The sequence below is a fragment of the Oceanithermus desulfurans genome, assembly GCF_014201675.1.
GTDB lineage: Bacteria > Deinococcota > Deinococci > Deinococcales > Marinithermaceae > Oceanithermus > Oceanithermus desulfurans.
This window is the reverse complement of record NZ_JACHEZ010000005.1, coordinates 58,093-71,035: the sequence shown is the minus strand read 5'-3', so window position 1 is coordinate 71,035 and position 12,943 is coordinate 58,093. Positions and strand designations below refer to the sequence as shown.

Genomic DNA, 12,943 nt, shown 5'->3' with positions numbered 1-12,943 from the left:
GTGGGTACGCCGGCCCGGGTTTCCCACCCCCCACCCCCTACCCCCCACCCCCTACTTCCTACTTCCCACGCCCCGGCCGGAGGCCGCTATGACCCTCGCCCAGGCCATCCTTTCCCACAAGGCCGGGCGGCCGGTGCAGCCCGGGGAGCTGGTGGTGGTGGAGGTGGACCACGCGATGACGATCGACTCGATCGTGCCCACCGTCATCGACCGGCTCGAGGAGCTGGGCGCCGAGCCGCGCCACCCCGAGCGGGTCTCGCTGGTCTACGACCACGTGGCCCCGGCGGCCAACGTCAACGTGGCCGAAGCGCAGCGGCGCGGACGCGAGTGGGCGCGCCGCACCGGCGTCAACTTCTACGAGGTCGGTCGCGGCGTCTGCCACCAGGTGCTGATCGAGGAGGGCGTGGCCCAGCCGGGGACGCTGATCGTGGGCTCCGACTCGCACTCGACCAGCTACGGCGCGGTGGGGGCCTTCGGAACCGGCATGGGCGCGACGGACATCGCCCTGGCTATCGCCAGCGGCCGGACCTGGCTGCGGGTGCCCGAGTCGGTGAAGGTCACCTTCCGCGGCCGTCCGCGGCCGGGGGTGAGCGCCAAGGACGCGGCGCTCGAAATGGTGGGCCGGCTGGGTGCCGACGGGGCGACTTACATGGCCGTCGAAATTCATTTGGAAGACGGGGCCGAACGCGCCTTCGGCCGCAGCGAGCGCATCACCCTGGCCAACCTGGCCATGGAAGCCGGGGCCAAGGCCGGGATCGTAGTGCCGTCGGGCGAGATTCTGGAGCACTACGACGTGCCGGGCTGGCTGCGGGTCGGGGAGGACGCGGCCTACGCGCGCGAGCTGGAGATCGACCTGGGCACGCTCGCGCCGCGGCTGGCCGCGCCCTTCTACGTGGACAACGTCCACGGCCTGGACGACCAGGCCGGTGCGGAGGTGGACTTCGTCTTCGTCGGCACCTGCACCAACGGTCGCATCGAAGACCTGCGGGCGGCGGCGGAGGTGCTGCGGGGGCGGAGGGTGGCCCCGGGCACCCGCATGCTGGTGGTGCCCGCTTCGAGCCAGGTGCTCAAGCAGGCGATGGAAGAGGGCGTGCTGCAAACGCTCGTCGAGGCCGGCGCGACGATCGGCACCCCCGGCTGCGGGCCTTGCATGGGCCGGCACATGGGGGTGGCCGCGAGCGGCGAGCGGGTGGTCTCGACGGCCAACCGCAACTTCAAGGGTCGGATGGGCGCGGCCGACGCCGAGGTCTTCCTGGCGAGCCCGCGCACGGCGGCGCTGGCGGCGGTTTTGGGCCGCATCCCGGGCGAGGAGGAGGTAGCCCCGTGACCACGCACCACGCACCACGCACGCACCGGGTTTGGAAGTTCGGCGACGACGTCAACACCGACGACGTGCTCCCCGGTAAGTACGCCCCCTTCATGGTGGGGGAGGACGTCTTCCAGAACTACGCCTTCGCCCACCTGCGCCCCGAGTTCGCCGGCGCGTACCGGCCGGGCGACCTGATCGTGGCCGGGCGCAACCTGGGGTTGGGCTCGAGCCGCGAGTACGCGCCCGAGGCGCTTAAGAAGCTGGGGGTGCGCGCCATCGTGGCGCGCAGCTACGCGCGCATCTTCTACCGCAACCTGGTCAACCTGGGCATCGTGCCCTTCATCTCGGAGGAGGTGGTGAACGCAGCAGAAGACGGCGACGAGGTACGTTACGACATCCGCACCGGCACCCTGGAGCTCAGGGGGCGCACCTACCGGCTCGAACCCCCGCCGGCCTTCCTGCTGGCGGCGCTCGAGGAGGGCTCCGTGCTCGAATACTTCAAGAAGCACGGCGACTTCCCGGGGGTAGAGTGAGGCATGGAAGCCCTGAGCGTGGAATGCCCGGTGTGCAGCGAACCCCTCTTGCTCGAAGCAGAGGTACTGGACCGGCTCGACGAGGGAAGCCTGCTCGAGTGCGAGGTCTGCGGCGCGGTGGTCGAGGTGGCCCTGCTGGAACCGCTGACCCTGCGCGTGGTGCAGGCGGGCGAGGGCTTTTTCGTGGACTGCCCCCGCTGCGAGACCCCGATCGAGGTGGAAGGCGAAGGACCCCTGACCTGCCCCGAGTGCGGCTTTACCTTCAAGCCCGACTGGGGCGACGTGGAGGAAGAAGAACTATGAACGTGACCTGCCCTGAATGCGGTGCCACCCTGACGCTAGAAAACCCGGAACTCGGCGAACTGCTGATCTGCGACGACTGCGGCGCGGAGCTCGAAGTGGTCTCCGTAGAACCCCTAAAGGTGGAGCCGGCCCCCGAAGAGGCGGAGGATTGGGGCGAATAAGGAGGTAGGAGGTGGGGTGTAGGAAGTAGGTTTTTCCCACATCCCACCCCCCAAGCCCCACCCCCCTACAGCCATGCTAGCCATCCTCTACGACCGCATCCGCGGCGACGAAAAACTGCTCTTCGAGGCCGCCGACCGCCTGGGCCTGGCCTGGAAGAAGGTCTACCTGCCCCAGCTGCGCATGGACCTGGAGGAGCCCCCTGCCGAGCTGGAGGGCGTTTCGGCGGCGCTCGAGCGCGCCGTCAGCCAGTCGCGCGGGCTGGCTGCAAGCCGCTACCTGACCGCGCTGGGCGTGCCCACGGTGAACCGACCCGAGGTCATCGAGACCGCCGGCGACAAGTGGGCCACCTCGGCCGCCCTGGCCGCCGCCGGGGTGCCGCAGCCGCGCACCGCCCTGGCCCTGGACCCGGATACCGCCCTGAGGATGGCCGAAGAATGGGGCTACCCGCTGGTGGTCAAACCGGTGGTCGGCTCCTGGGGGCGGATGGTGGCCCGCGTGAACGACCGCGACGCCCTGGAGGCGCTGCTCGAGCACAAGCAGTTCATGGGCTACCAGCACCAGCTCTACTACCTGCAGGAGTTCGTGGAAAAGCCGGGGCGCGACATCCGCGTCTTCGTGGTGGGCGATCAGGCCATCGCCGCCATCTTCCGCGCGAGCGAGCACTGGATCACCAACACCGCCCGCGGCGCGGTGGCCGAAAACTGCCCGGTCACGGACGAGCTCGCCGAAGTCAGCCTGGCCGCCGCCCGGGCCCTCGGCGGCGGGGTGCTGGCCGTGGACGTCTTCGAGTCGGCGCGCGGCCTGCTGGTCAACGAGGTCAACCACACCATGGAGTTCAAGAACTCGGTGACCACCACCGGGGTGGACATCCCGGGAAAGATCCTGGCCTACGCCGCCTCGCAGGGCTAACCGGCGGGGCCTTCCCGCTCCGCCTCCGGTATCCTGGAGGCGGAATGCTCTACACGCTGGGCCACGCCAACCTGCCGCTGGAGCGTTTTCTCGAGCTCTTGCGCGAAAATGGGGTGGAGGTCGTGGTGGACGTGCGCGCCCGACCCTTTTCGCGGCACAACCCCCAGTACAACCACCGCCCCTTCGCCCAGGCCCTCGCGGAAGCCGGCTTCGGCTACGTATGGATGGGCGACCGGCTCGGCGGCGTGCCTCGCGGAAGCCGACAAAAACTCGACGTGGAAGCGCGGCTGCGCGACCCGGGTTTCCAAAAGGGGCTCGAGGCGCTGGTGGAGCTCGCCAGCCGCCACGTCGTGGCCCTGGTCTGCGCCGAAGAAGACCCACGTCGCTGCCACCGCCGCTTCCTGGTGGTGCGCGGCCTGGTCCAGTTCGGCGCGCTGGAACCGGACGAGGTGATCCACATCCGCGCCGACGGCCGCACCGTCACCGAGGCCGAGCTGCGCGGGGAGGAAGCGCCGCTGTTTAGCGGCGAGCTGTCCTAGCCGCGAACGAACCGGGGCTAGCGCGAGGCCACGGGGGCCCCGCAACATACTACGCCTCGCTGCTCAGAACTCAGACGAACGACGCCCTGGTGGCCCTGTTCCGTGCGGTCCGTTCGTTCGGCGGAGGGTTCGTCGCCGTCCGGCCTAGGAGGATCCGACTCCAAAACGGTCGTACGCCAGCCTGCGTCCAAGCGCGAAGGCCTCGTCCACGGAGAGCACGACCGCGTCCGGGCGCGAGCGCAACCAGTCGGCCGCCGCGGCGGCCGAGCGGAAGAAGTGCACGAAGCCGCAGAAACTCCCCCTGAGGTTCTCGAAGGTGTCGGGTACCCGAAGGGAAACCACGGCCTCGGGCGGATCCAGCTCCTCCAGCCCCGCGGGCGAGACCCGCGCCCGAACCGGCGCTCCCGTGCCGGGGCAGGGCGACCGCACCCGAACGGTCTTGCCCAGGATGACGGGGAAAAGCAACGCGTCGAACGCGCACCAGGTGTAGAGGCTGCGCCCTTCCACCTCGAAGCGGTGCGGGGTGGGGCGCAGGGTCAGCCCCATGCCGACGAGGTTGCCCGCGTCGTCCATCTCTACGCCCGGCAGCTGCTGCAGCAGCCTCCCCACCTCGGCCGCGGTGCGGCCGGTCGCCGCGGCCAACTCCACGGGCGTCACGGGGCGCCCTGCAGCCAGCCGTACGACCGCGTGGGGGAGCAGGCGGGAAAACACCTCCGCCTGCGGACCGTCGCTGAATAGGCGCGACAGTTTGGAGAAAAGCACGTCGAGGTCGGCGGTTCTCACGGCCACGCCTCCGTGCCGTGCGGCCGCGCCCCGCAAGGCCCCGGCGGCCCCGTCGCACGGCAGCAGGCGGCGGGGTGGGGCAACTGCGCCGCTCCCACGACCTTCACGAGGCGCGCACGCCAACGACCGCAGCGGCTCATGTGGGCATCTTACCCTCCCGGCGCCGCCGAATCGGACCGCAAAGGAAGGGGGCGCAAACCGCTGCCCCGACCGCAAGCGGCGCTAAGGTGCGTCGCCGTCTCCCGTGGGTACGGGCGGTTCCTCGGGGCTCTGTTCCTGCAGGTAGGCGAACGTACGGGGCAGGTGGGCCTTGAACAGCGTCTCGGCCTCCTCGGGGCTCATCGCCGCCGGGGTGACCTCCGTCGCCCCGGTCGTCATAGCCAGCGCCATCAGCTTGTGTTCCAGGAACGACCAGGCCACCATTGTGGCCTCCGCGCCTTTCTCGGTGAGCTTCTCGGGATCAGGCAAAATCCCAAGCATCATGGGTTGGAGCGCGCCTTTCTCGCCCATCGCCGTAAGGCTTACCGCCACGCCTTCCCGGTCCTCGAGCTCACCCGATAGGTTTACGCTCGTCATGGCCTTTCCCGCGACGTTCACGTCCAGCACGATCGCCTGATCCCAGAAGAAAGCGACCCCGTCGGACTCGAGCACCCGAAACAACGGCGCCTGCTCCTCGCGGAGCTGCTCGAGCGGCCCGGCCGCAAGCGCGAAGGCCAGCAGCAGGGCCGCGCTCATGATCAAGATTTTCTTTACGGTCACCGGAACCTCCTTTTCTATAACCATTGTAACGATTTACCCCGGGGGCTGCGGCCGCCCGGCCGCGTGGTCTTCCAGGCGCGGCGTGCTGTTACCATGTAACCAGCATGGAACCCCTGAGAACCGTCATCGTTGGAGGCTCGGGCTACGCCGGGGGCGAGTTTCTGCGCCTGGCGCTGGGCCACCCCTACCTGGACATCGTGCAGGTGACGAGCCGCCGCTACCTGCGTCAGCCCGTCAGCTTCGTACACCCCAACCTGCGAGGGCAGACGAACCTCAAGTTCAGCGACCCCGAGAAGCTGGAGGAGGCCGACCTGCTCGTGCTGGGGCTGCCCCACGGGGTGGCGTCCCAGAACTTCGACCACTACAAGGAGAAGGCGCCCTACATCATCGACCTCTCGGCCGACTTCCGGCTGAAGACGCTGGAGCTCTACGAGCGTTTCTACGGCGCCCACCCACGCCCCGAGCTGCTGGAGCAGTTCGCCTACGCCAACCCCGAGATCAACGCCGAGGCCATTCAGAACGCGAACTGGCTCGCCGGTGCCGGTTGCACCGCCACGGCCACGCTGCTGGGCCTTTACCCGCTCTACGCCCAAGGCCTGGTGGCGCGGCACGCCGTCTTCGTGACCGTGATGGTCGGCTCCTCGGCCGCCGGGGCCGAACCCAGCCCCGCCGGTCATCACCCCGAGCGCAGCGGGGCCCTGCGGGTCTACAAGCCCACCGGCCACCGCCACACCGCCGAGGTGATCGACTACCTGCCCGGCACCCCCGAGGTGCACATGACCGCGGTGGCCAGCGAGCGCATCCGCGGCATCCTCATGACCGCCCAGGTCTTCATCCCCGACGGCTTCTCCGAACAGGATGTCTGGCAGGCCTACCGCGAGTTCTACGCGGACAAGCCCTTCGTGCGCCTGGTCAAGCAGCGCCGGGGCATCCACCGCTACCCCGACCCCAAGGTGGTGACGGGGTCCAACTACGCCGACGTGGGCTTCGAGCTCGAGCCCGACACCGGCCGCCTGGTGGTGATTTCGGCGATCGACAACCTCGTCAAGGGCACCGCGGGGCACGCGATCCAGGCCCTCAACCTGCGCATGGGCTGGGACGAGCGGACGGGGCTCGAGTTCCCGGGGCTGCACCCTTAAGGCGCGTTCCGGGCCCTTTGCGCTGGACCTCCCGCCAGAGAAAAGCGCTGCATTGCGTTATACCGTGGCGGGCTACGCCGCGGTAGGGGTTTGGTGTCGTTTCGCACGCGCCGCGGCCGCCCTCGGCCCTACGACGCGCCCCTGCCCGTCGCCCACCACGTACCACGCACTACGCACCATGTACCGCTGTTATCCGTCGTTCCGGACGAGGGGGCCATGCGACCCCGAGGTCCGGAATCTCGTTGCGCGCGGACGAGGAGTCATTGGTTCAAAGTACGTGCGGTGACGACGGTGCGCCGGATTACGCGTATCTCGCAGCAACCCATAAGATCCCCGATCTCGGCGTTTCGCGCCTCGTCGGGGATGACGGAGGGGGGGGTGGGTGTAGGGAGTGGGACGCGGGTGACGAAGGGGGGACGTGAAAGCACCGGCTCTTCGTGTACTTGGGATTGCAAAAGAAGGCTGGCGGGCTTCCGGCTTCACCCGCTACGGCCGGTTCCTCCCCTCATACTCCTACCACGTACCACGCACCGCCGTTATCCGTCGTTCCAGACGAGGAAGCCATGCGACCCCCGAGATCCCGGATCAAGTCCGGGATAGCCCCCTAACCTCGCCGTATGCGCCATAAACAACCGTCATTCCGGACGAGCGGGCCGCCCGGCCCGCGAGAGCCGGAATCTTAGTAGGCGTAGCTGAGGATCCTGTTGCACAAATCGCAGATACCGCCGACGGTACTGGTTTCGCCCGCTCTTTGCAGTAACGCGAAGATCCCCGATCTCGCCGCTTCGCGCCTCGTCGGGGATGGCGGAATAAGACGGCCCGCCATCTTTTCTCTCTACTAAATGTATGATAAAATGTGAGTGTAGGCATATTAAGCCGCTACCCCTATCAAATGGAACCCTCCGCCGCCGTATCCCCAAGGCTGCACGAGTGTGCGCTCTACCGCCCGCTGCCCAAGGGCTGGGTCCAGTGCACCGCCTGCCACCACTGGTGCGGCGTCGCCCCGGGCGAGGCGGGCAAGTGCGGGGTGCGGCGAAACTACGGCGGCAGGCTCTACCTGGTCACCTACGGCAAAGCTGCCGCGGTCCACGTGGACCCGGTGGAGAAAAAGCCCCTCTACCACTTCCTCCCCGGCGAGCCCATCCTCAGCCTGGGCACCGTCGGTTGCAACCTCTTTTGTAAGTTCTGCCAGAACTGGCAGATCAGCCAGTTCCGCGAGTTCAGGGTGAACCCCGAAACCGGCGAGCCCGACCGCTGGATCGGTGAGGACTGGCCGCCCGAGCGGGTGGTCGAGGCGGCCGAACAGGTCGGCGCGCGCCTGATCGCCTACACCTACAACGAGCCGGTCGTCTGGGTGGAGTACGCCCACGACATCGCCAAACTGGCGACCGAACGGGGCATGCGCAACGTCTTCGTCTCCAGCGGCTTCGAAACCAAGCAGGCCTGGAACTACGTCGAGCCCTACCTGCACGCGGTCAACCTGGACCTGAAGGGCTTTTCCGAAGCGTTCTACCGCGAGATCACCGGAGCGCGGCTGAAGCCGGTGCTCGAGAACATCGAGTACCTGGGCAGCGAAAAGTGGGGGAAGGTCTGGGTGGAGGTCACCACCCTGCTCATCCCCGGCCACAACGACAGCCCCGAGGAGATCCGCGGCATTGCGCGGTTCCTGGCGGGGGTCAACAAGAACATCCCCTGGCACCTCTCGGCCGCCCACCCCGACTACCAGATGCTCGACATCCCCTACACCCCGCACGAAAAACTGATCGAGGCCTACGAGATCGGCAAGGAGGAGGGGCTCAACTTCGTCTACCTGGGGAACGTGCGCGACCTCGAGCGCTCCACCACCTACTGCCCCAGCTGCGGCGCACCACTGATCGCGCGCGACGGCTACCGGGTGCACGAACTCTGGGAAGAGCGCGGCGTCTGCCCCAAGTGCGGGGCCCGAATCCCCGGGGTGTGGGCCTAGAAAGGAGAAGGCGATGGTACGCAAACCCGCGGTGGCCGGCAGTTTCTACCCGGCCGAACCCATGCAGCTGGCCCGGATGGTCGACGAACTTCTGGCGATGGCCCAAACGCCGCCCACCCACGCCCCCAAGGCGGTGGTGGCGCCGCACGCCGGCTACGTCTACTCGGGGCCGGTGGCCGCGTACAGTTTCCGGGCGCTCGAGCCGCTGGCCGGAAAGACCCCCACGGTCTTTCTGATGGGCCCCGCGCACTACCTCGCCTTCGAGGGGGTGTCCACGGGCAACTTCACCTACTGGGAGACGCCGCTGGGGCAGGTGCCGGTGGACACCGAGCGCGTGGGCGAACTGCTGGAGCGGTCGGCGCTCTTCACCAGCGCCGACGAACCGCACACCCCCGAACACAGCCTCGAGGTGGAACTGCCCTTCCTGCAGGCCGTTCTGGGCGAGTTCAAGCTGGTGCCGCTGCTCTTCGGACTGGTCGACCCGCTGGCCGTCGCCGGACACCTGGAGGCGGTGCTGCGCCCCGGAGATCTGGTGGTGGTGAGCACCGACCTTTCGCACTACCACCCCGACGCCGAGGCGCGCAAGCTCGACGCCGCCACCCTGGAGGCGGCGCTGGCGCTGGACGCACAGGAACTGCTGCAGCGGGAGGCCTGCGGCCGCCACCCCTGGGCCGCCCTCACCGCGCTGGCCGACCGGCGCTCCTGGCGGCCCGAGCTGCTGGCCTACGCCACCAGCGGCGACACCTCCGGCGACCGTTCGCGGGTCGTGGGCTACGCGGCGCTGCGCTACGACTGAAGCTATCAAGCCATGAAGGAAGACCTGCTCAACCACGAGGAAAAACGTGCCCTGCTCGACGTGGCCGAGTCGGCCATCGAGAACGCCCTGAACGGCGGACCGCTGGCTCCGCCGCCGCTCGCGGACCTGCCCCGACGGCTTGCGCAGCCGGGGGCCAGCTTCGTCACCCTTACCCAGGGCGGGCGCCTGCGCGGCTGCATCGGCAGCCTCGAGCCGCAACGGCCGCTGGCCGAGGACACCCACCACAACGCCCTGGCCGCCGCCTTCCGCGACCCGCGCTTTCCGCCGCTCTCCCCGTCGGAGTGGCCCGGGACCGAGGTGGAGGTAAGCGTGCTCTCGCCCCCCAAGCCGCTTCTGTACGAGAACCTGGACGACCTGCTCCGAAAGCTCGCGCCCGGGATGGGGCTGGTGCTCGAGCACCCGCGGGGCCGGGCCACCTACCTGCCCCAGGTCTGGGAGCAGCTGCCCGACCCCGAGCTCTTCCTGACCTCGCTGGCCCGGAAGGCCGGGCTCTCCCCTGCGGTCTACACCGACCCCGCCACCCGCCTCCTGCACTACACCGTGGACAAGTTCACCCACGACGACCTCACCTAGTCCGGTAGGCTGGGGCATGGACTTCCCGCGGCCCCAGGGCGGTTCGCTCCTCGCCCGCCACCTGACCCCCGGGGTCCGGCGGCGGCTGAAGGACCGCGTGACCCGCTACGGCGTGCGGCTCGATCACGTCATCGCCTCGGGCCTCGCCAACCCCGACAGCGCCGTAGGCGTCTACGCCGGCGACGCGGAGAGCTACGAGCTCTTCGCCCCCCTCTTCGACCCCATCATCGCTGACTATCACGGCTTCGGGCCCGAAAAGCGGCACCAAAGCGACCTCGACCCCGCCCATCTGGACGCCCCCAACCCCGACCCCGAGGGCCGCTACGTCGTGTCTACCCGCATCCGCGTGGCCCGCAACCTCTGCTGCTTCCCCTTCGGCTCCATACTCAGCCGGCGTGAACGCCGCATCGTCGAAGCAACGGTCGTGCATGCGCTCGAAGGGCTATCGGGCGAGCTGGCCGGCCGCTACTACCCCCTTTCGGCGATGGACCCGGAGACCCAGGCGCGCCTCGTCGCCGACCACTTCCTCTTCAAGGAAGGCGACCGCTTCCTCGAGGCCGCCGGCCTGAACCGCGACTGGCCCGACGCCCGCGGCCTCTTCCACAACGAGGACAAGACCTTTCTGGTCTGGGTCAACGAGGAAGACCAGCTGCGCATCATCAGCATGCAGCCGGGGGCCGACCTGCAGGCGGTCTTCGCGCGGCTGGCGCGGGCGCTGGGCGAGCTGGAGCGCCGCCTCACCTTCGCCCGTTCCGAGCGCCTGGGCTACCTCACCAGCTGCCCCACCAACCTGGGCACGGCCATGCGCGCCAGCGTCCACGTCCGGCTGCCCGGGCTTACCGGAGAGGAAATCCAGGCCATCGCCCGGGATCACGGCCTCCAGGTCCGCGGCACCCACGGCGAGCATTCCGACGCTGAAGGGGGCGTGTACGACGTTTCCAACAAGCGGCGGTTGGGGATCACCGAGGTGGAGGCCGTCAGACGGCTCGCCGCCGGTACGGCAGCGCTAATCTCGGCGGAAGCGCGCGCCTTTTAAGCCGATGTGAAGGCTCGGGCGGGGATTTGAAGCCCTCCCAAACACCCTGCACCTTGCAGCTTTATGCAAGACCTGAGAAGATACGGAACGTATGGAAGACGGGCTGATCGTCGTCAAGGTGGGGGGTTCCGAAGGCATCGACTACGCGGCGGTGGCGCGCGACGCCGCGGCGCTGTGGAAGCAGGGACGAAGGCTGATCCTCGTCCACGGCGGCAGCGCCGAGACCAACCGCATCGCCGAGGCCCTGGGCCACCCACCGGTTTTCCTGGAACACCCCGGCGGCCTCACCAGCCGGCTGACCGACCGCAAGACGCTGGAGATCTTCGAGATGGTCTACGCCGGCAAGATGAACAAGCTCATCGTCGAGCTCCTGCAGCGCGAGGGCGTGAACGCGGTGGGGCTTTCGGGCCTCGACGGCCGCGTCTTCGAGGGGCGGCGCAAGAAGGCCGTGAAGTACCTTGAGAACGGCAAGCTCAAGGTGCGCCGCGACAACCTGACCGGCAGCGTGGAAAAGGTCAACACCGGGCTTTTGAACCTGCTCCTGGGCGCGGGTTACCTCCCGGTGCTCACCCCGCCCGCGATCAGCTACGAAGGCGAGGCGATGAACACCGACGGCGACACCGCGGCCGCCCAGGTGGCCGTGCAAATGAAGGCCGAGGCGCTGCTGCTGCTCTCGAACGTTCCCGGGCTGCTCGCGAACTTTCCCGACGAGTCAAGCCTGATCGCCGAGATTCCCGCAGACCGGGTGGAAGACTCCATGGCGTTCGCCCAGGGGCGGATGAAGAAGAAGGTGCTGGGCGCGGCCGACGCGGTTAAGGGTGGCGTGGGCCGGGTCGTCTTCGGCGACGCACGGGTGGAGGCACCCATCACCCGCGCACTCGCCGGTGTCGGCACTGTAGTCCGCTAGATGCTCATGCATCTCATGCAATGTTTCGTTTATTTCGTTTAATATGAGCCTTGAGGGGTAATTCAACAAATCCCTTCACCGCGCAGCTGAGGAGAAACGATGCCCACCCAGAAGTACATGCCTACCGCAAGCGATGTTGAAGCTACCAAAAGCGTCCTGAGCGCCTTGCAGGCCGGTAACGCTGTCGCTTTTGGCGACCTTCCCGAAACGCTCAGGCGCTTGCTTCTCGAGCTCCTCGCGCAGATCGCGCGCAACGAACCCGTGGCCATCATGCCGCTGGAGGCCCAGCTCACCACCAAGGAAGCCGCCGACCTGTTGGGGGTTTCGCGCCCGCATCTGGTCAAACTTCTGGAGCGAGGGGAAATCCCATTTACACGCGTCGGCAAGCACCGCCGGGTTTTGCTCAAGGATGTGTTGGAGTACCAGGAGCGCATTCGGGAAGAAGCGCTCGACGAGCTCCAGCGCCAGGCCCAAGAGCTTGGGCTCGACTACTACTAGCCGATTCCGTCACGCCAAAGGATCGCGGAAAAGGTATCTTTAGGTGTGCCCGTTGCGTTTCTCGACGCCTGCGTACTCTACCCCGCTGATTACCGCGATCTGCTGTTGCGCTTGGCCAAAGAAGGGGCCTTTCGCCCGCTCTGGAGCCCCGACGTGCAGGCGGAGTGGACTCGGAATCTGCTCAAGCAGCGCAACGACCTCACCAAAGAACAGCTAGAACATACGCGGCTGCAAATGAGCCGGGCGTTTCCAGGTGCGTGTGTCCAGGACTATGACCGGTTAATCGAGGAAGTGCAAGGGCTGCCCGATCCGGACGACCGCCACGTCGTCGCAGCCGCCTTCGCAGGCGGTGCAGAGTACATCGTGACCGAAAACGTGCACGACTTCCCTGAAGAAGTGTTGGAAGTATTCGAGCTGGAAGCCCTCGAGCTTGACGCTTTTCTGATGCTCCTCGTAGAGCTCGATCTTCGGATCAACGGCGTACCCAAGACCGTCACTCAGGGGTTGAGGCAGCTGCGGCGTGGATTGCGCAACCCCAGCAAGACGCATAAGGAACTGGTGGCGCATTGGCGCCGCCGGGGCCTGCGCGACTTTGCCAAGTTTGCATGGTCCCACCGATACCAATGGTAAGCGGTTGACGTTTACGGTACGTGGCGTTAGGCTCGGGGGGATGAAGGTCTGGAAACCGCGCAAACCGGAGGTCCGGGGGA

Annotated in this window: 16 protein-coding genes; 14 read left to right on the top strand and 2 right to left on the bottom strand. The window is 67.7% G+C overall.

Annotated elements, in window-relative coordinates; genetic code table 11:
• Positions 1 to 88: 88 nt before the first annotated feature.
• The 6 genes from HNQ05_RS07485 to HNQ05_RS07460 all read left to right on the top strand — a co-directional run bounded on the left by HNQ05_RS07485 (position 89) and on the right by HNQ05_RS07460 (position 3,755).
• Positions 89 to 1,327, top strand: coding sequence for a 3-isopropylmalate dehydratase large subunit (locus HNQ05_RS07485; RefSeq protein WP_147144817.1), 1,239 nt, complete (start codon positions 89 to 91; stop codon positions 1,325 to 1,327).
• Positions 1,324 to 1,842, top strand: a complete 519-nt coding sequence (locus HNQ05_RS07480; protein ID WP_147144816.1) for a LeuD/DmdB family oxidoreductase small subunit — start codon at positions 1,324 to 1,326, stop codon at positions 1,840 to 1,842. Before HNQ05_RS07485 ends, HNQ05_RS07480 begins: the two co-directional genes overlap by 4 nt.
• A 3-nt stretch (positions 1,843 to 1,845) precedes the next feature.
• Complete coding sequence (locus HNQ05_RS07475) at positions 1,846 to 2,145, top strand: paraquat-inducible protein A (protein ID WP_147144815.1); 300 nt, start codon at positions 1,846 to 1,848, stop codon at positions 2,143 to 2,145.
• The gene (lysW, locus tag HNQ05_RS07470) at positions 2,142 to 2,306 is read left to right on the top strand and encodes a lysine biosynthesis protein LysW (RefSeq protein ID WP_147144814.1); all 165 of its coding nucleotides are present in this window, start codon (positions 2,142 to 2,144) and stop codon (positions 2,304 to 2,306) included. Before HNQ05_RS07475 ends, lysW begins: the two co-directional genes overlap by 4 nt.
• 73 nt (positions 2,307 to 2,379) lie before the next feature.
• Positions 2,380 to 3,216, top strand: a complete 837-nt coding sequence (gene lysX / locus HNQ05_RS07465) for a lysine biosynthesis protein LysX (protein WP_147144813.1) — start codon at positions 2,380 to 2,382, stop codon at positions 3,214 to 3,216.
• A 44-nt stretch (positions 3,217 to 3,260) separates the two neighbouring features.
• Positions 3,261 to 3,755, top strand: coding sequence for a DUF488 domain-containing protein (locus HNQ05_RS07460; protein WP_147144812.1), 495 nt, complete (start codon positions 3,261 to 3,263; stop codon positions 3,753 to 3,755).
• Between the two features lie 144 nt (positions 3,756 to 3,899).
• On the opposite strand, the gene merB is transcribed toward HNQ05_RS07460, so the two are convergent.
• Together merB and HNQ05_RS07450 are read right to left on the bottom strand one after the other, a co-directional pair.
• Positions 3,900 to 4,538 carry an organomercurial lyase MerB gene (merB, locus tag HNQ05_RS07455; RefSeq protein ID WP_183677725.1) on the bottom strand — a complete coding sequence of 213 codons (639 nt, stop codon included), beginning with the start codon at positions 4,536 to 4,538 and terminating at the stop codon, positions 3,900 to 3,902.
• A 222-nt stretch (positions 4,539 to 4,760) separates the two neighbouring features.
• A complete protein-coding gene (locus tag HNQ05_RS07450) occupies positions 4,761 to 5,297 on the bottom strand; it encodes a hypothetical protein (protein ID WP_147144810.1) in 537 nt (178 codons plus the stop codon).
• 104 nt (positions 5,298 to 5,401) lie between these two features.
• Between HNQ05_RS07450 and argC the strand changes: the two genes are divergently transcribed.
• The 8 genes from argC (at position 5,402) to HNQ05_RS07410 (ending at position 12,863) form a co-directional block, all read left to right on the top strand.
• Entirely contained in the window at positions 5,402 to 6,436 is a 1,035-nt protein-coding gene (gene argC, locus HNQ05_RS07445) for an N-acetyl-gamma-glutamyl-phosphate reductase (protein WP_147144809.1), read from the top strand.
• Positions 6,437 to 7,328: 892 nt separating this feature from the next.
• A complete protein-coding gene (gene amrS, locus HNQ05_RS07440) occupies positions 7,329 to 8,402 on the top strand; it encodes an AmmeMemoRadiSam system radical SAM enzyme (protein WP_147144808.1) in 1,074 nt (357 codons plus the stop codon).
• 13 nt (positions 8,403 to 8,415) lie between these two features.
• The gene (amrB, locus tag HNQ05_RS07435; protein WP_147144807.1) at positions 8,416 to 9,198 is read left to right on the top strand and encodes an AmmeMemoRadiSam system protein B; all 783 of its coding nucleotides are present in this window, start codon (positions 8,416 to 8,418) and stop codon (positions 9,196 to 9,198) included.
• 12 nt (positions 9,199 to 9,210) lie between these two features.
• Positions 9,211 to 9,792 (top strand): AmmeMemoRadiSam system protein A, encoded by a 582-nt coding sequence (gene amrA, locus HNQ05_RS07430; RefSeq protein WP_147144806.1) that lies wholly within the window; start codon positions 9,211 to 9,213, stop codon positions 9,790 to 9,792.
• A gap of 16 nt (positions 9,793 to 9,808) precedes the next feature.
• Complete coding sequence (locus HNQ05_RS07425; protein ID WP_147144805.1) at positions 9,809 to 10,828, top strand: phosphagen kinase; 1,020 nt, start codon at positions 9,809 to 9,811, stop codon at positions 10,826 to 10,828.
• Positions 10,829 to 10,931: 103 nt separating this feature from the next.
• Positions 10,932 to 11,735, top strand: a complete 804-nt coding sequence (locus tag HNQ05_RS07420; RefSeq protein WP_147144974.1) for a [LysW]-aminoadipate kinase — start codon at positions 10,932 to 10,934, stop codon at positions 11,733 to 11,735.
• Positions 11,736 to 11,834: 99 nt separating this feature from the next.
• Entirely contained in the window at positions 11,835 to 12,233 is a 399-nt protein-coding gene (locus HNQ05_RS07415; RefSeq protein WP_147144804.1) for a helix-turn-helix domain-containing protein, read from the top strand.
• Between the two features lie 45 nt (positions 12,234 to 12,278).
• A complete protein-coding gene (locus tag HNQ05_RS07410; protein WP_183677723.1) occupies positions 12,279 to 12,863 on the top strand; it encodes a PIN domain-containing protein in 585 nt (194 codons plus the stop codon).
• The last annotated feature ends 80 nt before the right edge of the window (positions 12,864 to 12,943 follow it).

Excerpts from the sequence above, each read along its gene's own strand:
- HNQ05_RS07485 (WP_147144817.1), top strand. The coding sequence starts at position 89 with ATGACCCTCGCCCAGGCCATCCTTTCCCACAAGGCCGGGCGGCCGGTG.
- HNQ05_RS07475 (WP_147144815.1), top strand. The coding sequence starts at position 1,846 with ATGGAAGCCCTGAGCGTGGAATGCCCGGTGTGCAGCGAACCCCTCTTG.
- lysW (WP_147144814.1), top strand. The coding sequence starts at position 2,142 with ATGAACGTGACCTGCCCTGAATGCGGTGCCACCCTGACGCTAGAAAAC.
- lysX (WP_147144813.1), top strand. The coding sequence starts at position 2,380 with ATGCTAGCCATCCTCTACGACCGCATCCGCGGCGACGAAAAACTGCTC.
- HNQ05_RS07460 (WP_147144812.1), top strand. The coding sequence starts at position 3,261 with ATGCTCTACACGCTGGGCCACGCCAACCTGCCGCTGGAGCGTTTTCTC.
- argC (WP_147144809.1), top strand. The coding sequence starts at position 5,402 with ATGGAACCCCTGAGAACCGTCATCGTTGGAGGCTCGGGCTACGCCGGG.
- amrS (WP_147144808.1), top strand. The coding sequence starts at position 7,329 with ATGGAACCCTCCGCCGCCGTATCCCCAAGGCTGCACGAGTGTGCGCTC.
- amrB (WP_147144807.1), top strand. The coding sequence starts at position 8,416 with ATGGTACGCAAACCCGCGGTGGCCGGCAGTTTCTACCCGGCCGAACCC.
- amrA (WP_147144806.1), top strand. The coding sequence starts at position 9,211 with ATGAAGGAAGACCTGCTCAACCACGAGGAAAAACGTGCCCTGCTCGAC.
- HNQ05_RS07425 (WP_147144805.1), top strand. The coding sequence starts at position 9,809 with ATGGACTTCCCGCGGCCCCAGGGCGGTTCGCTCCTCGCCCGCCACCTG.
- HNQ05_RS07415 (WP_147144804.1), top strand. The coding sequence starts at position 11,835 with ATGCCCACCCAGAAGTACATGCCTACCGCAAGCGATGTTGAAGCTACC.